Origin of the sequence: Pseudomonas sp. NPDC085632 (assembly GCF_044541255.1) — a bacterium.
Classification (GTDB): Bacteria; Pseudomonadota; Gammaproteobacteria; order Pseudomonadales; family Pseudomonadaceae; genus Aquipseudomonas.
In genome coordinates, this window is record NZ_JBITSX010000043.1 from 1 (window position 1) to 18,650 (window position 18,650).

Genomic DNA, 18,650 nt, shown 5'->3' on the forward strand with positions numbered 1-18,650 from the left:
ATTTTCAGAAGTTTTCGAAGAATTCTTCAACAACTTCAACCACTTGCGCTTCAGATCTCTCCGAAGCGGGAGGCGAATTCTACAGCGTTACACGCCGCTGTCAACACCTCTTTTTCAACTTCCTTTTGGCTTCGATGAACTGAAGCAACCCGCCGCCGAAACCTACATAACTCTTTGAATCTCAAGGAGTTTTCCGTTTCGACTGCGCCGGAAGTGGGGCGAATTATAGACACCTGAAATTCGCCGTCAACACTTATTTTCAGTATCACTCAGATTTCAGAGTGATACGTGCAAATGCCTTCTTGCCTGCCTGGCAAACGTGGGTCGCACCCAGTACATATATAAAGGAGCGATCAACCACCTCACCATCAATGCGCACACCACCGGACGCCAACAGGTCGCGCGCCGCTGCCGAGTTTTTCACCAGGCCTGCTTTATTAAGGACTGCCGCGATCGGCATGTCTTCAGCGGAAACCAGTTCGACCTCCGGCAGATCATCCGGCAACTCACCATCCTTCATACGGTTACCCGCTGCACGATGAGCATTGGCCGCCGCCTCTTCACCATGGAAGCGCGCAACGATCTCTTCAGCCAGCTTGATTTTGACATCGCGCGGATTGGCGCCCGCCTCTACATCGGCACGCAACGCATTGATCTCATCCATCGAGCGGAAGCTCAGCAGCTCGAAGTAACGCCACATCAATGCATCCGGAATAGAAACCAGCTTGCTGTACATGACGCCCGGCGCCTCCTGGATTCCGACGTAGTTGCCCAACGACTTGGACATCTTCTTCACGCCATCCAGACCTTCAAGCAGCGGCATGGTCAGAATGCACTGCGCTTCCTGGCCATAACCACGCTGCAACTCACGCCCCATCAGCAAGTTGAACTTCTGATCAGTACCGCCCAGCTCAACGTCCGCGCGTAAAGCCACCGAGTCGTAACCCTGAACCAGCGGATAGAGGAACTCGTGAATAGCGATCGGCTGATTGGTGGTGTAGCGTTTGTCGAAGTCATCGCGCTCAAGCATACGAGCAACGGTGTACTGCGAAGTCAGGCGAATGAAATCCGCCGGCCCCATCTGATCCATCCAGGTGGAGTTGAAGGCAACTTCAGTTTTCGCCGGATCAAGAATCTTGAAAACCTGAGTCTTGTAGGTCTCGGCGTTTTCCAGAACCTGCTCGCGAGTCAGCGGAGGACGAGTGGCGCTCTTGCCGCTCGGATCACCGATCATCCCGGTGAAGTCACCTATAAGGAAGATCACCTGATGCCCCAGCTCCTGGAACTGACGCAGCTTATTAATAAGCACGGTATGACCCAGGTGCAGATCCGGGGCGGTCGGATCAAAACCAGCCTTGATACGCAGCGGCTGGCCGCGCTTGAGCTTCTCGATCAGCTCGGACTCGACCAATAGTTCTTCCGCACCACGTTTAATCAGCGCTAGCTGCTCTTCAACCGACTTCATAACAGACCCGCAAGGCTCAGATTCAAAGGGAACCAACCATACAAGATCGCGCACCAATTACAAGTTTTGCCCGGCGCACGGACACCAATCCACAGACGCGCTGTCTGTAGACTTGCTTCAGAGATGATTTGGTTATATTTTATACAGTTATTTCATCTTCATCATGTCATTCATCTTTTCCAATTCATCATTTTTCAAAGTCAAAATTACCTATGACCACAGAACCGTCTAAAGCGCCCCCGCTTTACCCGAAGACCCACCTGCTTGCTGCAAGTGGAATCGCCGCCCTTCTCAGCCTGGCTCTCCTGGTATTCCCTTCCAGTGATGTAGAAGCCAAAAAGACGACCCTGAGCCTTGAACTGGAAAGTCCTGCCGAACAACTGACACAAGATCAAGACGCAGCTGACGCGACTCAAGCCACAAATGAGCCGGTAACTTCGCCGTTTGCTCAAATCGAAAACAGTGACGAAAACACCCCGCAAACCGCCGAAGCAGCACCTGCGCCAGCCGCCGAAAAGCCAAAGTCACCTGGCCACCGTGAAGTCATCGTTGCCAAGGGCGATACGCTGTCGACCCTGTTCGAAAAGGTCGGCCTGCCTGCCGCCTCCGTTCATGAAGTTCTGGCCAGCGACAAGCAAGCTAAACAGTTCAGCCAGCTTAAACACGGCCAGAAACTTGAATTCGAATTGAACCCTGAAGGCCAACTGACCAGTTTGCACAGCAAGGTCAGCGACGTCGAAACCATTACTCTGACCAAGAATGACAAGGGTTATGCCTTCAACCGGGTCACCGCAAAACCCACCGTTCGCACCGCTTACGTGCACGGCGTCATCAATAGCTCGCTTTCGCAATCCGCTGCCCGTGCCGGCCTCTCGCACAGCCTGACCATGGATATGGCCAGCGTCTTTGGTTACGACGTCGACTTCGCCCAGGACATCCGCCAAGGCGACGAATTTGATGTGATCTACGAGCAGAAAGTGGTTAACGGCAAATCGGTTGGCAATGGCCCGATCCTGTCTGCCCGTTTTACCAACCGCGGCAAAACCTACACCGCTGTGCGTTACACCAACAAGCAAGGCAACAGCAGTTACTACACGGCTGACGGCAATAGCATGCGCAAGGCGTTTATCCGTACGCCGGTGGATTTCGCCCGCATCAGCTCGAAGTTCTCAATGGGCCGCAAGCACCCGATCCTCAACAAGATCCGCGCCCACAAAGGCGTCGATTACGCAGCGCCACGCGGTACGCCAATCAAGGCTGCCGGTGACGGTAAAGTGCTGCTGGCCGGACGTCGTGGTGGCTATGGCAATACCGTCATCATTCAGCACGGCAACACCTACCGCACGCTCTACGGCCACATGCAAGGCTTCGCCAAAGGCGTGAAGACTGGCGGTACCGTGAAACAGGGCCAAGTCATCGGCTACATCGGCACCACCGGCCTGTCCACCGGCCCGCACTTGCATTATGAATTCCAGGTCAACGGCGTTCACGTCGACCCACTGGGGCAGAAGCTGCCGATGGCTGACCCGATAGCCAAGGCCGAACGCGCTCGCTTCCTCGCACAGAGCCAACCGCTGATGGCACGCATGGATCAAGAGAAGGCCACCATGCTGGCTTCGAGCAAGCGTTAAGTCATGGCCCTGTATATCGGCGTAATGTCCGGAACCAGCCTCGACGGTCTGGACATTGCCCTGATCGAACAGACCTCGGCGATCAACTTGATCGCCACGCACTACATTCCCATGCCTGAGTCCCTGCGCGCCGAGCTGCTCGGCTTGTGCGTCAGCGGTCCTGACGAAATCGCCCGATCGGCGATTGCCCAGCAGAACTGGGTAAAGCTCGCTGCGCAGGGCATTCACACCCTCCTCGCTCAGCAACAACTCAAACCCCAAGACATTCGAGCAATTGGCAGCCACGGCCAGACCATTCGCCACGAACCGGCGCGCGGTTTCACCGTGCAGATCGGCAACCCGGCCCTGCTGACCGAACTGACCGAGATCACTGTCGTCAGCGACTTCCGCAGCCGCGATGTCGCAGCCGGCGGCCAAGGTGCTCCGTTGGTTCCTGCGTTTCATGAAGCTTTGTTCGAAGAGCGTACCGGCAACCAGGCCGTCTTGAATGTCGGCGGTTTCAGCAATTTGAGTCTGATAGAGCCGACCAAGCCTGTAGCCGGTTTCGACTGCGGCCCAGGGAATGTGCTGATGGACGCCTGGATTCAGCAGCAGCGTGGTGAAAACTACGATCGTAATGGCGACTGGGCAAAAACCGGTTCGGTAGAACCGACGTTGCTGGAAGCACTGCTCAGCGATCCGTTCTTCGTTACCAAGGGCCCAAAAAGTACCGGCCGCGAGGTGTTCAACCTGGCCTGGCTGGAGCAACATCTGTCACGGCTCCCAGCCTTCGCTGCGGAAAACGTGCAGGCCACATTGCTTGAGCTGACCGCGCTGACCATCGTCGAGTCGCTGCACAGCGCTCAATCCGATACCCAAGAGTTGTTGGTCTGCGGCGGCGGTGCACACAACAGCACACTGATGAAACGCTTGGCCGACCTGCTACCCGACACGACGGTAGCCAGCACCAAGACCCATGGCGTTGATCCGGACTGGGTAGAAGCCATGGCGTTCGCATGGCTGGCCCATTGCTGCCTCGAAGGGATCGCCGCCAACCGCCCAAGCGTCACAGGCGCACACGGTCTACGGGTACTCGGCGCCATCTATCCAGCCTGATTAACTCGCACACAGCAAAACGCCGCAGAACCGTAAGGCTCTGCGGCGTTTTGTTGTCTGTAACGAGCGATCAGATCGAGAACGAAGACCCGCAACCACACGTCGTGGTGGCGTTCGGGTTCTTGATCACGAAACGCGAACCTTCCAGACCTTCCTGGTAGTCCACTTCAGCACCGGCCAGGTACTGAAAGCTCATTGGATCAACCACCAGACTCACGCCTTCGCGCTCGACGATGGTGTCGTCATCGGCCACATCTTCATCGAAGGTGAAACCGTACTGAAAACCTGAACAACCGCCGCCCGTAACGAATACGCGCAGCTTCAAGCGATCATTCCCCTCTTCATCGACCAGGCTCTTCACCTTGTGCGCAGCACCGTGGGTGAATTGCAAAGCCGTGGGGGTGAAGGATTCGACGCTCATGCTGACTATCTCCCGGCGTTACGCCGCCATAATGCGTGATGACGCGCATTATCCGCTTGTCCGAGAAAATCGGTCAACTATTGTTACGGTATATCAATAAAGCCGACGAGCTGTTCAGAATGTAAAAAGGCCCGTTTAACGGGCCTTTTTGCTATGCAGCTTAAAGTGTTACGGCAGCATACCGGCGTGGGACAAACCGAAGCGCTCGTCCAGACCGAACAGGATGTTCATGTTTTGCACAGCTTGGCCCGACGCGCCTTTGACCAGGTTGTCGATCACCGAAAGCACCACCACCAGATCGCCATCCTGCGGACGGTGAACGGCGATACGGCAAACGTTGGCGCCACGCACGCTACGGGTTTCCGGATGGCTGCCGGCAGGCATTACATCGACGAACGGTTCGTTGGCGTAACGCTTTTCGAACAACGCCTGCAGATCCACCGAACGATCAACCACGGTCGCGTAAAGCGTGGAGTGAATGCCACGAATCATCGGGGTCAGGTGCGGAACGAAAGTCAGACCAACGTCCTTGCCCGCTGCGCGACGCAAACCCTGGCGTATTTCCGGCAGGTGACGGTGACCTTTTACCGCATAGGCCTTCATGCTTTCCGATGTTTCGGAGTACAGAGAGCCGACAGCCGCACCGCGACCGGCACCACTAACACCGGATTTGCAGTCGGCGATCAGACGCGAAGTGTCCGCCAGACCAGCTTCCAGCAACGGCAGAAAACCCAGCTGCGTCGCAGTCGGATAGCAACCCGGCACGGCGATCAGGCGAGCTTTCTTGATCTGCTCGCGATTGACTTCCGGCAGACCGTAAACCGCTTCGTCCAGCAACTCCGGCGCGCCGTGCGGCTGACCGTACCACTTGGCCCACTCTTCAGCGTCTTGCAGGCGGAAGTCGGCCGACAGGTCGATGACCTTGGTGCCCGCCGCCAGCAATTCGCCGGCCAAAGCGTGAGCGACACCGTGCGGGGTGGCGAAGAACACCACGTCGCAAGCGCCCAAGGTCTTGATGTCCGGCACGCTGAAGGCCAGGCCGTCGTAGTGACCGCGCAGGTTCGGGTACATATCAGCCACGGCCAGACCGGCCTCGGATCGGGAAGTGATCACAACCACTTCTGCCTGCGGATGCTGCGCCAACAGACGCAGCAGTTCGACACCGGTGTAACCCGTGCCGCCGACGATACCGACCTTGACCATAACCTGCCCTCAAAGAACCTACTGGAAAGCCGTCGATAATAGGGACCGCGCGCGCCTGCGACAACCGTCAAGGTGACGTGTGGACGCTCAAGCCTCTACTATCCGGCTTACCGTGAATTAGGGAATAACTAAAATGCTCTATCTGTGGATCAAAGCGTTTCACATTGTCAGTGTCGTTTGCTGGTTTGCCGGGCTGTTTTATTTGCCGCGACTGTTCGTTTATCACGCGCAGAGCGACGACACGATCAGCAAAGAGCGCTTCAGCCTCATGGAGCGCAAGCTATACCGCGGCATCATGGGTCCGGCGATGATCGCCACGCTGATCTTCGGCGGCTGGCTGATCTATCTCAACCCGGGCATCTTCAGCATGGGCGGCTGGATTCACGCCAAGCTGACCCTGGTCGTGTTGCTGATCGGCTACCACCACATGTGCGGCGCTCAGGTAAAACGTTTTGCCCGTGGCGAAAACACCCGCAGCCATGTCTTTTATCGCTGGTTCAATGAAGTGCCGGTTCTGATATTGCTGGCTATCGTAATTCTGGTTGTGGTCAAGCCGTTCTAACTTCAACAACTACAGATCTTTGGGGTATCCATAATGTCGCTGCCCGCTTTGCTCGAACAACGTCTGCGTCTGCCTGTAGTCGCGGCGCCGATGTTTCTGATATCCAATCCTGAGCTGGTGCTCGCCTGCTGCCGCAATGGCGTGGTCGGTAGCTTCCCGGCACTGAACCAGCGCGAAAGCAGCGGGTTCAAGGCCTGGCTGGAACAGATCGAAGCGGGACTGGCGACACTGGATAACCCGGCGCCGTACGCGGTGAACCTGATCGTGCACAACAGCAACCCGCGCTTGCAGGCGGATCTGAACATCTGCGTCGAGCACAAAGTGCCAATCGTCATCACCAGCCTCGGCGCGGTGAAGGAACTGGTCGACGCGGTACACAGCTATGGCGGCCTGGTCTTCCATGACGTCACCACTCGCCGGCATGCCGAGAAAGCGGCCGAGGCCGGTGTCGACGGCTTGATCGCCGTTGCAGCCGGCGCCGGGGGCCATGCCGGGACCTGGAGTCCATTCGCGCTGATCGCAGAGATTCGCCAGTTCTTCGATAAAACCCTGCTGCTTGCAGGATGTCTTAACCACGGTCATGAGATTCTCGCCGCGCAATTGCTCGGCGCGGATTTGGCCTACTTCGGTACGCGATTTATCGGTACCACAGAAAGTCATGCGCCTGACGCCTACAAGGAGATGCTGCTGACAGCCAAGGCTGCAGACATCATCCATACTCCAGCGGTGTCGGGAGTACCGGCGAGTTTTATGCGCCAGAGTCTAGAGGCGGCCGGCTTCGATATGGCGGCTTTGCAAGGCAAAGGCGAAGTGAATTTTGGTGACAAGCTCAAGCCGATCAGTGATGAAGCCAAAGCCTGGAAAACCGTTTGGTCCGCCGGTCAAGGCGTAGGGCAGATCAATGATCTGCCGAGCGTGGATCATTTGATCGCACGACTGGACGCCGAGTATCGCCAGGCACAGGAACGCGCGGCACAGTTGCCGAAACGCTGGCCACGCTGAGAAAAATCAGGCCAGCCCCAATGGACTGGCTTTACACTGCTGATCTTTCAATCCATTCGCGACAAGGATGCCTCGGCCATGAGCGAACCCCGTTACAAGATCGTGTTCGACGGTGCTCTACAGCCCGGTGTCGATATCACCACTGCCAAACTCAATCTGGCGGATCTGTTCAAAAGCGATGTGACTGCCATTGAGCGTCTTTTTAACGGCAGCGTCGTCGCGCTCAAGCGCGAACTCTCCCACAGTGATGCTCAAACATACCTGCAGGCACTGAACAAAACCGGGATCGCTGCGCGAATCGAAACGGAAACAGCCATTGAGCTGAATCTGGCCGATGTTCATGAGCATGCGCCGGTTGTCGCGGAACCTGACTCTCCATATGCGCCCCCTCGTGCCAGCGTCGGTGAGAGTCTGCCGGCGTTCGCCACGCTCAAGCCGTTCAGCGTCGAAGGTCGAATCGGACGCCTACGTTTTCTGGCGTGGACGATGGTGCTGAGCCTGGTGACCTTGCCCATTGTCGGCGTATTCGCCCTGCTGGCTCTTGGGCTGGTCAGCGGTGATTCCACTACCGGCCTGATCATCGGCGGGATCTTCGCCTTCTTCCTGTTTATCGCTTTCCTGATTGTCAGCATTCTGTTCAGCGTTCAACGCCTGCACGACATCGGTTGGTCGGGTTGGCTCTGGCTGCTGAACCTGGTGCCTTTCGTGGGCAGTTTCTTTCCGCTGGTGATCATGGCCGTACCGGGCAACACCGGCGCCAATCGCTATGGCCCTCCCCCACCGCCCAACAGCACCGCAGTGAAAGTGCTGTGTTCACTGTGGATCGTGTTCTTCGCGCTGATTTTTGCAGGTGGAATGCTGGGCGGGATCTCGGCGATCCAGCAGGAATACGAAAGCAACCTGGAAAGCAGCTACGAAAGTGGCTCGGTGACCACCGATGAAGTCGAAGTAGAAGTCGAATCACCCGTGGATTCCGCCGACGAAGCCGCCGAAGCGGCGCAGGCCCCTGTAGACTCTGCGAAAGAATGAACAGCGCTCCCCGCCGTGACACCCGCGTCGCTGGCGCGGAGCTGTTGCGATGGAGAATTGCATGACCCGTTACGCTCTGATCACTGGCGCTTCCAGCGGCATTGGCCTGGCCATGGCCGAAGCGCTGGCCCGGCGCGGCCGCAGTTTGATTCTTGTGGCTCGACAGCGTGATCAGCTGGAAAGTATTGCGATCGAGTTGACCCAGCGCTTCGGCGTCGAGGTGTTGTTCCGCGCCTGCGACCTGGGCGAGCCGCTGCGCTTGTCCGGCTTCTTGCTGGAGCTGGAAGAAGGCGACCGGCAGATCGACTTGCTGGTGAATTGCGCGGGCATTGGCACCTGCGGCCCGTTTCTCGCGCAGGACTGGATGACCGAGCAGGACCTGATCGAAGTGAACATCCTCGCCCTCACCCGCCTGTGCCACGCGATCGGCAACAGCATGGCGCTGCAGGGTGGCGGGCAGATTCTCAACGTTGCTTCGGTGGCCGCGTTCAATCCCGGCCCGTGGATGAGCACTTATTACGCCAGCAAGGCCTATGTTCTGCACTTCTCCGAAGCCTTGCGAGTAGAGCTCAAACAGAGTGCAGTGAAGGTTTCGGTGCTTTGCCCCGGCCCGACGCGTACGGCTTTTTTCCGCACGGCGCAACTCAACAGCGACAAACTCAAAGACAGCAAACTGCTGATGAGCCCAGAGGAAGTTGCGCTATACACCGTGCGTGCCCTCGACAAGAACCGGGCGATCATCATCCCGGGGCGCCGCAACCGCTGGCTAGCCTTTTTGCCGCGACTTGGTTCGCGCTGGCTTAATCGCACCATTGTCGGCATGGTCAACAAAGCCTATTGCCCGCGCTGAAGAATCCGGACTCAACGCGGTACACTCGATTCAGCCCAAACAACGGAGAAAACAGCAGTGGATACTCTGTTCACCAAGATCATCAACCGGGAGATCCCGGCCAAGATCATTTACGAAGACGACCAGGTTCTGGCGTTTCACGACATCGCCCCTCAGGCACCGGTGCATTTCCTGGTGATCCCGAAGAAACCGGTGCGCACCCTCAATGACCTGACCGAAGACGACAAGGCACTGGCCGGGCATATTCTGTTCACTGCGCAGCGTCTGGCGCTGGAGCTGGGTTGCGAAGAAGGTTTCCGCGTGGTGATGAACTGCAATGAAAAGGGCGGCCAGACGGTCTATCACATTCATATGCACGTACTCGGTCAGCGCCAGATGAACTGGCCACCGGGTTAAAATTCACCGAGCAGTCCTGCGCTTTGTCACCTGTAGGAGCTGCCGAAGGCTGCGATCTTTTGATCTTTAGAGAATTAACACCAGGATCAAAAGATCGTAGCCTTCGGCAGCTCCTACATAAAGCAGATCAAACAGATCAAGCAGATCAAGCAGATCAAGCGCGGCATGACCCAGCGCAAACCTTCCCCGGCCGATTCGGTTAAACTGGTCGCCGAGATTCTTCCCGGAGGTCAGCATGACTACCCAACGTCACTACTCGCCGATTGACCGTCTTCTGCTGCAAGCCGATGCCGCGATGCGTACCCTGCTGCCCTTCAGCGGCCAGCCGTACCGTCCGTCGCCAGCCATTCTGCAGCCGGAGACGCAGATGAGCGATGAAGACACCCGCCACGTCGCCGGCCTGATGCGCATCAATCACACCGGTGAAGTCTGCGCCCAGGCGCTGTATCAGGGGCAGGCGCTGACCGCCAAGCTACCGCAAGTGCGCGCGGCCATGGAGCACGCAGCCGAAGAAGAGATTGATCACCTGGTCTGGTGCGAACAGCGCATTCATCAGTTGGGCAGCCATACCAGCGTTTTGAATCCACTGTTTTATGGGATGTCGTTCGGGATCGGCGCGGTGGCCGGATTGATCAGCGACAAGGTCAGCCTCGGGTTTGTCGCGGCAACCGAGCATCAGGTGTGCAAGCATCTGAACGAACACCTGGAACAGTTGCCGGCGGAGGATGAGAAGTCCCGGGCGATTCTCGAGCAGATGCGCATTGATGAAGAGCATCATGCGGAGAGTGCATTGGAGGCTGGCGGTTTCCGTTTTCCGGCGCCGGTGAAGTTCGGGATGAGTATTCTGGCCAAGGTGATGACCAAGAGTACTTATCGGATTTGAGGGTTGTATTGCCAGAAAGGGCCCCATCGCTGGCAAGCCAGCTCCCACAGGGGTCTTTGTTTCAGGCATGAAAAAGGCGACCGTCGTGAGACAGTCGCCTTTTTTTGTACCCGGGAATCTTAGGTAGGCATGTTGCGCGCGTAGAAGATTTCGAGCATTTCGTGTTTCACCCGGTCGGTCACCTGAGCGCGTTGCTCGGGAGACAGGTTGCTGGTGGCGTCGCCGAACAGGTAGTTATCCAGTTCGAAGTTCTTCAGCAGCATTTTGGTGTGGAACAGATTTTCCTGGTACACGTTCACGTCGGTCATCTGGTACGCGTCGCGAGTGTCTTCGGAGAGGTAGTTCTGGATCGAATTGATCTCGTGGTCGATGAAGTGCTTGTTGCCTTCAACGTCACGGGTGAAGCCGCGCACACGGTAATCCACAGTCACGATGTCCGAATCGAACTGGTGAATGAGGAAATTGAGCGCTTTCAGCGGTGAGATGACACCACAAGTCGACACGTCGATGTCCACACGGAAGGTTGCAATACCGTCGTCCGGATGGATTTCCGGGTAGGTGTGCACCGTGATATGACTCTTGTCGAGGTGGGCCAGGATAATTTCGGGCAACGGGCCCGGCGACTCTTCGATCTGGCTTTCAGTCGGGGTTACCGGCTCTTCAGAAATCAGAATCGTGACGCTGGCGCCCTGAGGTTCATAGTCCTGACTGGCAATGTTCAGGATGTTGGCACCAATGATCTCGACAACTTCTGTGAGAATCTGCGTCAGGCGTTTCGCGTTGTACTCTTGATTGATGTACTCGACGTAGGCCTGCTGGTCTTGCGGGGTTTCCGCGTAGCAGATGTCATAGATGTTGAAGCTCAAGGTCTTTGTCAGGTTATTGAACCCGTGGAGCTTGAGTTTGCTTTTCACCGTTAAAAACTCTCTATGTATGCGGCGCAGCCGCGTGATCAAGCATGCCCGTCAAGTGCGAACGACGCACCTGCGTAGGACGGTTAACACCTCTTCGCGATGGCGATTTTGGTTATCTGTTCAGGCGGATGACCTGTCGGCTGACCGATCACTGCCCTGAAAAAAGTGGCGCATTATGCAGACGTCAGCGGGGGATCGCCAGAGTCTGCACTGCTTTTATGATAGTTGAATGTCGGTTCAACCGAGTTCGACGATCTCGTAATCGTGGGTGATTGCCACGCCAGCGGCGCCGAGCATGATCGAGGCCGAGCAATACTTCTCGGCGGACAGCTCGATCGCGCGCTTGACCTGGGCTTCTTTCAGACCACGACCCTTGACCACGAAATGCATGTGGATCTTGGTAAACACCTTCGGATCTTCGGTCGCGCGCTCGGCTTCGAGGAAGGCTTCGCAGCTTTCAACGGCCTGACGGGACTTCTTCAGAATGCTGACCACGTCGAAGTTGCTGCAACCGCCCACGCCCAGCAGGAGCATTTCCATCGGGCGAACACCCAGATTACGGCCACCGGCGTCCGGCGGACCGTCCATCACCACGACATGACCGCTACCGGATTCGCCGAGGAACATGGCTTCGCCAGCCCATTGGATGCGTGCCTTCATCGCCCAGACTCCACTGTAAAAAAGGGTCGCCAGCTTAGCACAGGGCTTTGCCCGGACAGCGAGCGACGTTCCTAGGACAGATGCTTCTGTGCTGTAGGTAATTTCTCGAATTTGCGACGAAGTGTCTGTTAAGCTGGCGCCAATTCGCTGGCGCCCATGCCGGCTGTGTAGCGACCGCCTTCAGCGCCTCATAAAAAAATCAAACATCACCGTGCAGTCTTTTCGGGATACAACCATGGTTGCTATTACCCCCACACCCAAAATCAAGAACCTCGACAAGCTGTTGATGCATTGCCAGCGCCGTCGCCATGCGGCCAAAAGCAATATCATCTGTGCGGGCGATCGCTCGGACACGCTGTACTTCATCATCAAGGGCTCGGTGACGATCCTGATCGAGGATGACGACGGCCGCGAGATGATCATCGCTTACCTCAACGCTGGAGATTTCTTTGGTGAGCTGGGCCTGTTCGAGCAAGCGGGTCAAGAACAGGAACGCAGCGCTTGGGTGCGGGCCAAGGTCGAATGCGAAACGGCGGAAATCAGCTACGCCAAGTTCCGCGAACTGTCGCAGCAAGATCCGGACATTCTTTACGTCCTCAGCGGACAAATCGCACAACGTCTGCGCAACACCACGCGCAAGGTTGGCGATCTGGCGTTCTTCGATGTCACCGGTCGAGTTGCGCGTTGTCTGCTGGAACTGTGCAAACAACCCGATGCGATGACCCACCCTGACGGTATGCAGATCAAGGTGACCCGTCAGGAAATCGGCCGGATTGTCGGTTGCTCGCGGGAGATGGTCGGTCGCGTGCTCAAGGATCTTGAGGAACGCAACCTGGTCGATGTGAAAGGCAAGACCATGGTGGTCTTCGGTACGCGGTAAGCCCGAATATCAGGCGCTGTACATCTGCGCCAGCATCAGACGAAACAGCTCATCGAGACGCGCCAAGGCCTGTGGCGCGTTGAATTTTTCATGCAGGGCAATGTGGCTTTCAGCCCGCACACGTTGCTCCAGGCCGCACGCTTCGTTGAAGCGATTGACCGCCGCAACCATCGACTCGCGCTCGTTATCCATCAGCATCGCACCGTGCACCAGACCGACCGGACGCTGTCCGCCCTGACTCTGGCGCCAGCGCTGGGCGGTGCCGACCATTTTGCGTCCATCGAGATTGACGTTGAAGCGGCCGTCGCAGAATGCTCCGTCGATTTCGCCCAGCGATGATGTGCCACCCAACTCGTCCAGCAACTGACAGATCGGATCGCAGAGACGGTGGTAGCCGGTTTCTATGCGGTTCAAATCACCTTCGCTGCGTGGTGGTGCGTAAACCAGGGCGATATTGATCGTGGCGGCGGATTGCGGGACGGGTTCGCCGCCGGTTTCACGCAGCAGGACCGGCCAACCGGCGGCAGCGGAGACTTCGCAGGCGTGGTCGAAAGCGGGCAAGCGATTGAGGCGGCGTGGCATGACCAGGGCGCGATCGCTGGGTTGCCAGAACAGCAGGCCGAATTCTGAGTCGCCGGCGCAGACCGAGGCCAGCAAATCCTGTTCGGCCTGCAGGCCGGCTTCGATGGTCAGGGGGATTGGCAGCGACATGGAGGGCTCCGGCAGATTTGGAATCTTTAGGGAATTGACTGGCCTCTTCGCGGGCAAGCCCGCTCCCACAGGGGACGCGGGCGCCTGCAAAGACTTGATCAGTCGAGGGTCGAACCGCTGATCGAAGTGCCACGCTCCGGAAAGAACAGGCGCTGCAGCTCAGTGCCCGGATTCTCCGCACGCATGAACGCTTCGCCGACCAGGAACGAATACACGTCGCTGATTTCCATCAGCTCGACATCAGCGCGATTGAGAATGCCGCTCTCGGTAATCACCAGACGATCGCGCGGGATGCGCGGCAGGAGGTCTAGGGTGGTTTCCAGGCTGACATCAAAGGTGTGCAGGTTACGGTTGTTGACCCCCACCAGCGGCGTGTCGAGGGTTTTCAAGGCGCGCTCCAGCTCATCGCCATCATGTACTTCGACCAGCACATCGAGACCGACGCTTTTGGCGACGGCGGCCAGCTCGGCCATTTTCACGTCATCCAGTGCGGAGACGATCAACAGCACGCAGTCGGCGCCCAGCGCACGGGCTTCGACGATCTGGTACGGATCAATCATGAAGTCCTTGCGGATCACCGGCAGTTTGCACGCGGCACGGGCCTGTTGCAGGTAGGCATCAGCGCCCTGGAAGTAGTCGATATCGGTCAGTACGGAAAGACAGGTCGCCCCACCCTTCTCGTAGCTTTTGGCGATGTCGGCGGGAACGAAGTCCTCGCGAATCACGCCTTTGCTCGGCGAGGCCTTTTTGATTTCGGCGATCACCGCAGGCTGCTTCTTCTTGGCTTGTGCCAGCAATGCCTGGGCAAAACCACGAGGTGCATCGGCCGCCTTGGCCAGACTTTCCAGCTCGCTCAGGCTGACGCGAGCGCTACGCTCGGCGACTTCCTGAACTTTGCGCGCCAGAATGTTTTCCAGAACCGTCGGTACACTCATCCTTCATTCTCCACTCTGAATACCGCGGTAAAGGCACCCAGCTCCTCGAGTTTTTCCCGAGCGAGGCCGGTGTGCAGCGCGTCGTGCGCAAGCTCGACACCCTGTTTCAAACTGCTGGCCACGTCGGCGGCGTAAAGCGCAGCACCGGCGTTGAGCACAATCATTTCGGCGGCTTTCTGGCCGTTTTCGGTTTTGCGCTTGCCGAGGGCATCGCGGATCAGCGCCAGCGAGGCGTCCGGGCCGTCGACCGACAGGCCGTGCAGGCTCTGGCTCTTCATGCCGAGGTCTTCCGGCTCGACCCAATATTCAGTGATTTCATTGTTTTTCAGCTCGGCAACGAAGGTCGGTGCGGCGAGACTGAACTCGTCCAGGCCGTCCTTCGAATGCACCACCAGCACATGTTTGCTGCCCAGACGCTGCAAGACTTCGGCCAATGGCCGGCACAGTGCCTGGGTGAATACGCCCACCACCTGATGTTTCACACCGGCCGGATTCGTAAGCGGGCCGAGCATGTTGAACAGCGTACGCAGGCCGAGATCGCGGCGCGGGCCGGCGGCGTACTTCATGGCTTTGTGGTGGGTCTGGGCGAACATGAAACCGATGCCGACGTTGTCGATGCAACGCGCAACCTGCACCGGCGTCAGGTTCAGATAGATGCCGGCCGCTTCCAACAGGTCGGCGCTGCCGCTTTTGCCCGAGACCGCGCGGTTACCGTGCTTGGCCACGGTACAACCGGCAGCGGCAACAACAAACGAAGAAGCAGTCGATACGTTGAAGATGTTCGCGCCGTCACCGCCGGTACCGACCACATCGACCACGCCGTCGAGGGTCTTGAGTTCAACCTGATCGGCCAGTTCACGCATCACCGACACGGCGCCGACGATTTCGTCGATGCTCTCACTCTTCATGCGCATGGCCATCATGAACGCGCCGATCTGCGCGTCAGAGCATTGGCCAGTCATGATTTCGCGCATCACGTCGCGCATTTCATCAGTGCTGAGGTCGAGGTGATCGACGATACGGCTCAGGGCTGTCTTGATATTCATGGGAAGTCCTTAGCGCGTGCCGCCGGTTTGTTTGAGGAAGTTGGCAAACAGTTCATGGCCCTGCTCAGTCAGGATCGACTCGGGATGGAACTGTACGCCCTCAATGTTCAGGGTCTTGTGACGCAGGCCCATGATTTCGTCGACCGAACCGTCGTCGTGTTGTGTCCACGCGGTCAGCTCGAGGCAATCAGGCAACGTATCGTGCTTGACGATCAGCGAGTGGTAGCGGGTAACGGTCAGCGGATGATTCAGACCTTGGAAAACGCCCTTGTCCTCGTGAAATACCGGACTAGTCTTACCGTGCATGACCTGACGCGCACGCACTACGTCGCCGCCAAAGGCCTGACCGATCGACTGGTGGCCGAGGCAGACGCCGAGGATCGGCAGTTTGCCGGCGAAGTGCTTGATGGCTTCAATGGAGATGCCGGCTTCGGTCGGCGTGCACGGGCCTGGGGAAACCACGATGCGCTCAGGTTTGAGCGCTTCGATTTCGGCGATGTTCAGTTCGTCGTTGCGCACGACTTTGACTTCGGCACCCAGCTCGCCGAGGTACTGCACAACGTTGTAAGTAAAGGAGTCGTAGTTGTCGATCATCAGCAACATGGCGTTTCGAACCTCTTGAATTCTGATTTGAAAACAGCCTTCAGATGACTTGCCCGCAGGGCGCTGCACGATGTCGGACGCAGGTAGACGCGTCGGCACAGCGGCATTTCAAACGGCAAGGAAGGCAAAGCGATACAGATCCGGCGGGGCCGGCAGAAAAGATTCAGGCGCGCCAACGCCAGCGGGCGTGTGCCTTGATGACTTGATCCAGAAGTTTGCTGGTGATCAACACGGGGAAGGTCTCGTTCATACGTTCCGGCACAGTAACTTAGCTGGGCGGGGCGTGCAATATGGCCGGGGCTTTGGGGAATAAATCCAGGGGAGGATTCGCGACCGATGGCAAAACGCCGGGAGTTTTTGGTACTGTCGTTTCGTTCACCTACAACAATAAATAAACGGACTTGCTCATGATCAAACAGACGTTGTTTGTACCGCTGGCTGGCTGTCTGCTCGCACTGGCTTGTGCTCAGGCCAATGCTGCACCCAATCCCTATTCGAGTTTCATTGTTTTCGGCGACAGCCTGAACGATGCCGGGACCTTTGCCGACACGGGTGGCCCGGCCGGCGCCACTCAGCGTTACACCAACCGGACGGGGCCGGTATATCTGGATGGCAGCGGTGAGCTGCGCTCGCTGAACTCCACGCAGTTGCTCGGCGGGCGCCTTGGCTTCACAGCGGATCAGACCGCATCGTCCAGCTCGGCGGTGCGCGCCAACGAAGGTTTGCCGGACGGCAACAACTGGGCGGTCGGCGGTTATCGCACCGACCAGATCCTCGACTCGATCACCACGCAATCCGCGACCGGTGAACGCACGCGTGCCGGTTACCTGCCCTCGAACGGCTTCCGCGCCGACCCGAATGCACTGTATTACATCTCCGGCGGCGGTAACGACTTCCTGCAAGGTCGTATTCTCAGCCTGCCGCAAGCCAACGCCGCCGCCGATCGACTGGCCGACAGTGTGCAGACCCTGCAAACCGCCGGCGCCAAATACGTGATGGTCTGGCTGTTGCCTGACGTCGGCCTGACGCCGGCCATCAACGGTACGCCGCTGCAAGCCTTCAGCAGTCAACTCGCCACGCAGTTCAACAGCCAGTTGGTCACACGCCTGCAAGGCATCAATGCCGAAATCATTCCGCTGAACATTCCGGTGCTGCTGTCGGAAGTGTTTGCCGACCCGGGGCGTTTTGGCCTCGCAACCGATCAGAACCTGACCGCGACCTGCTTCAGTGGCAGTAGCTGCACCGAGAACGCCCGTTACGGGATCAACAGTGCAACGCCAGATCCGAGCAAGCTGATCTACAACGACGGCGTGCACCCGACCGAGGCCGGGCAAAAGCTGATCTCCGACTACGCCTATTCCCTGCTCGCTGCACCGTGGGAATTGACGCTGCTGCCGGAAATGGCCCACGCCACGCTGCGCGCGCACCAAGATGAACTGCGCAACCAATGGCAGGCGGACTGGGAAAACTGGCAAGCGGTCGGCCAATGGCGCGCCATTGTTTCGGCGGGCGGCCAACATCTGGATGTCGACAGCCAAAGCAGTGGCGTCAGCGCCGATGGCAGCGGTTACAACCTCAACGTCGGCGGCAGCTATCGTTTGAATGAAGCGTGGCGCGTCGGTGTGGCGGGCGGTTTCTACCGGCAGAACCTGGAGGCCGGACATAACGATTCGGACTACAAACTCAACAGTTACATGGCCACGGCGTTTGCCCAGTTCCAGCAGAATCGCTGGTGGGCTGACGCGGCGTTGACCGGCGGCAAACTCGACTACGACAACCTCAAGCGCAAGTTTGATCTGGGCGTGAGCGAAGGCGCGGAAAAAGGCGACACCGACGGCAGCCTCTGGGCGTTCAGCGCCCGCGTCGGTTACGACATCGCCCAGCCGGGCAGCGAGTGGCACCTGTCTCCATTCGTCAGTGCCGACTATGCCAGCGTTGATGTCGACGGCTACTCAGAGAAGAGCAATCGCGCCACAGCGCTGACCTTCGATGATCAGACCCGCGACTCGAAACGCCTCGGGCTGGGCTTGCAAGGCAAGTACAACATCACTGCGCAGACTCAAGTGTTTGGTGAGTACGCTCACGAGCGGGAGTACGAGGATGACGTGCAGAAGGTCAACATCGCGCTCAATACCTTGCCGGCGAATGACTTCAAACTTGAAGGCTATACGCCACAGAGTCATTTGAATCGCTTGAGTCTGGGCGTCAGCCACAAACTGACGGCTGATCTGGCGCTGCGCGGCGGGTATTCGTTGCGCAAGGATGATGATTTTACCCAGCAAGGCGTTAACGTCGGGGTTGTGTTGGACTTCTAAACCGCAGGCAAAAAAAAGCGGCGCCCTCACAGGCGCCGCTTTTTTATGG

20 protein-coding genes are annotated in these 18,650 nt (G+C 57.9%); 10 read left to right on the forward strand and 10 right to left on the reverse strand.

The window, feature by feature from the left end:
* Nucleotides 1-265: 265 nt before the first annotated feature.
* Nucleotides 266-1,465 carry a tyrosine--tRNA ligase gene (gene tyrS, locus ACIF4X_RS22280; RefSeq protein ID WP_397483755.1) on the reverse strand — a complete coding sequence of 400 codons (1,200 nt, stop codon included), beginning with the start codon at nucleotides 1,463-1,465 and terminating at the stop codon, nucleotides 266-268.
* 212 nt (nucleotides 1,466-1,677) lie between these two features.
* Here tyrS and ACIF4X_RS22285 point away from each other — a divergent pair, with 212 nt between their 5' ends.
* Together ACIF4X_RS22285 and ACIF4X_RS22290 are read left to right on the forward strand one after the other, a co-directional pair.
* Nucleotides 1,678-3,096 carry a peptidoglycan DD-metalloendopeptidase family protein gene (locus ACIF4X_RS22285; protein WP_397483756.1) on the forward strand — a complete coding sequence of 473 codons (1,419 nt, stop codon included), beginning with the start codon at nucleotides 1,678-1,680 and terminating at the stop codon, nucleotides 3,094-3,096.
* A gap of 3 nt (nucleotides 3,097-3,099) precedes the next feature.
* Entirely contained in the window at nucleotides 3,100-4,191 is a 1,092-nt protein-coding gene (locus ACIF4X_RS22290; protein WP_397483757.1) for an anhydro-N-acetylmuramic acid kinase, read from the forward strand.
* 70 nt (nucleotides 4,192-4,261) lie between these two features.
* On the opposite strand, the gene erpA is transcribed toward ACIF4X_RS22290, so the two are convergent.
* Together erpA and argC are read right to left on the reverse strand one after the other, a co-directional pair.
* Nucleotides 4,262-4,612 carry an iron-sulfur cluster insertion protein ErpA gene (gene erpA / locus ACIF4X_RS22295; RefSeq protein ID WP_003176443.1) on the reverse strand — a complete coding sequence of 117 codons (351 nt, stop codon included), beginning with the start codon at nucleotides 4,610-4,612 and terminating at the stop codon, nucleotides 4,262-4,264.
* Between the two features lie 168 nt (nucleotides 4,613-4,780).
* Nucleotides 4,781-5,815 (reverse strand): N-acetyl-gamma-glutamyl-phosphate reductase, encoded by a 1,035-nt coding sequence (argC, locus tag ACIF4X_RS22300; RefSeq protein WP_034155112.1) that lies wholly within the window; start codon nucleotides 5,813-5,815, stop codon nucleotides 4,781-4,783.
* 133 nt (nucleotides 5,816-5,948) lie between these two features.
* Here argC and hemJ point away from each other — a divergent pair, with 133 nt between their 5' ends.
* The 5 genes from hemJ to ACIF4X_RS22325 all read left to right on the forward strand — a co-directional run bounded on the left by hemJ (nucleotide 5,949) and on the right by ACIF4X_RS22325 (nucleotide 9,654).
* Entirely contained in the window at nucleotides 5,949-6,377 is a 429-nt protein-coding gene (hemJ, locus tag ACIF4X_RS22305) for a protoporphyrinogen oxidase HemJ (protein WP_397483758.1), read from the forward strand.
* 33 nt (nucleotides 6,378-6,410) lie between these two features.
* On the forward strand, nucleotides 6,411-7,379 hold the full coding sequence (locus ACIF4X_RS22310) for an NAD(P)H-dependent flavin oxidoreductase (protein ID WP_397483759.1): 969 nt from the start codon (nucleotides 6,411-6,413) through the stop codon (nucleotides 7,377-7,379).
* Between the two features lie 78 nt (nucleotides 7,380-7,457).
* Nucleotides 7,458-8,408 (forward strand): DUF805 domain-containing protein, encoded by a 951-nt coding sequence (locus ACIF4X_RS22315; protein ID WP_397483760.1) that lies wholly within the window; start codon nucleotides 7,458-7,460, stop codon nucleotides 8,406-8,408.
* A gap of 61 nt (nucleotides 8,409-8,469) precedes the next feature.
* The gene (locus tag ACIF4X_RS22320; protein ID WP_397483761.1) at nucleotides 8,470-9,258 is read left to right on the forward strand and encodes an SDR family NAD(P)-dependent oxidoreductase; all 789 of its coding nucleotides are present in this window, start codon (nucleotides 8,470-8,472) and stop codon (nucleotides 9,256-9,258) included.
* A 57-nt stretch (nucleotides 9,259-9,315) separates the two neighbouring features.
* Nucleotides 9,316-9,654: a histidine triad nucleotide-binding protein gene (locus tag ACIF4X_RS22325; protein ID WP_003228789.1), complete on the forward strand. Its 339-nt coding sequence runs from the start codon at nucleotides 9,316-9,318 to the stop codon at nucleotides 9,652-9,654.
* A gap of 66 nt (nucleotides 9,655-9,720) precedes the next feature.
* Here ACIF4X_RS22325 and ACIF4X_RS22330 read toward each other — a convergent pair whose 3' ends face one another.
* The gene (locus ACIF4X_RS22330; RefSeq protein WP_397483762.1) at nucleotides 9,721-9,891 is read right to left on the reverse strand and encodes a hypothetical protein; all 171 of its coding nucleotides are present in this window, start codon (nucleotides 9,889-9,891) and stop codon (nucleotides 9,721-9,723) included.
* Between ACIF4X_RS22330 and coq7 the strand changes: the two genes are divergently transcribed.
* Nucleotides 9,890-10,537: a 2-polyprenyl-3-methyl-6-methoxy-1,4-benzoquinone monooxygenase gene (coq7, locus tag ACIF4X_RS22335; RefSeq protein ID WP_397483763.1), complete on the forward strand. Its 648-nt coding sequence runs from the start codon at nucleotides 9,890-9,892 to the stop codon at nucleotides 10,535-10,537. The two genes, ACIF4X_RS22330 and coq7, sit on opposite strands and share 2 nt — an antisense overlap.
* Nucleotides 10,538-10,656: 119 nt before the next feature.
* On the opposite strand, the gene speD is transcribed toward coq7, so the two are convergent.
* Both speD and ACIF4X_RS22345 read right to left on the reverse strand, forming a co-directional pair.
* The gene (speD, locus tag ACIF4X_RS22340; protein WP_016983471.1) at nucleotides 10,657-11,451 is read right to left on the reverse strand and encodes an adenosylmethionine decarboxylase; all 795 of its coding nucleotides are present in this window, start codon (nucleotides 11,449-11,451) and stop codon (nucleotides 10,657-10,659) included.
* 237 nt (nucleotides 11,452-11,688) lie between these two features.
* Complete coding sequence (locus tag ACIF4X_RS22345; RefSeq protein ID WP_003228794.1) at nucleotides 11,689-12,111, reverse strand: OsmC family protein; 423 nt, start codon at nucleotides 12,109-12,111, stop codon at nucleotides 11,689-11,691.
* 235 nt (nucleotides 12,112-12,346) lie between these two features.
* On the opposite strand from ACIF4X_RS22345, the gene crp reads away from it, so the two are divergent.
* Nucleotides 12,347-12,991: a cAMP-activated global transcriptional regulator CRP gene (crp, locus tag ACIF4X_RS22350; protein WP_008088598.1), complete on the forward strand. Its 645-nt coding sequence runs from the start codon at nucleotides 12,347-12,349 to the stop codon at nucleotides 12,989-12,991.
* Nucleotides 12,992-13,000: 9 nt separating this feature from the next.
* Here the strand turns inward: crp and ACIF4X_RS22355 are convergent, their stop codons facing one another.
* The 4 genes from ACIF4X_RS22355 to ACIF4X_RS22370 form a co-directional block, all read right to left on the reverse strand.
* Complete coding sequence (locus ACIF4X_RS22355; protein ID WP_397483764.1) at nucleotides 13,001-13,702, reverse strand: biotin/lipoate A/B protein ligase family protein; 702 nt, start codon at nucleotides 13,700-13,702, stop codon at nucleotides 13,001-13,003.
* 98 nt (nucleotides 13,703-13,800) lie between these two features.
* Nucleotides 13,801-14,637: an indole-3-glycerol phosphate synthase TrpC gene (gene trpC / locus ACIF4X_RS22360; RefSeq protein ID WP_397483765.1), complete on the reverse strand. Its 837-nt coding sequence runs from the start codon at nucleotides 14,635-14,637 to the stop codon at nucleotides 13,801-13,803.
* Nucleotides 14,634-15,683, reverse strand: a complete 1,050-nt coding sequence (gene trpD / locus ACIF4X_RS22365) for an anthranilate phosphoribosyltransferase (protein ID WP_397483766.1) — start codon at nucleotides 15,681-15,683, stop codon at nucleotides 14,634-14,636. Before trpD ends, trpC begins: the two co-directional genes overlap by 4 nt.
* A 9-nt stretch (nucleotides 15,684-15,692) precedes the next feature.
* Entirely contained in the window at nucleotides 15,693-16,286 is a 594-nt protein-coding gene (locus tag ACIF4X_RS22370) for an aminodeoxychorismate/anthranilate synthase component II (protein ID WP_397483767.1), read from the reverse strand.
* A gap of 407 nt (nucleotides 16,287-16,693) precedes the next feature.
* Between ACIF4X_RS22370 and estP the strand changes: the two genes are divergently transcribed.
* Nucleotides 16,694-18,601, forward strand: coding sequence for an esterase EstP (gene estP / locus ACIF4X_RS22375; RefSeq protein WP_397483768.1), 1,908 nt, complete (start codon nucleotides 16,694-16,696; stop codon nucleotides 18,599-18,601).
* Nucleotides 18,602-18,650: the final 49 nt, after the last annotated feature.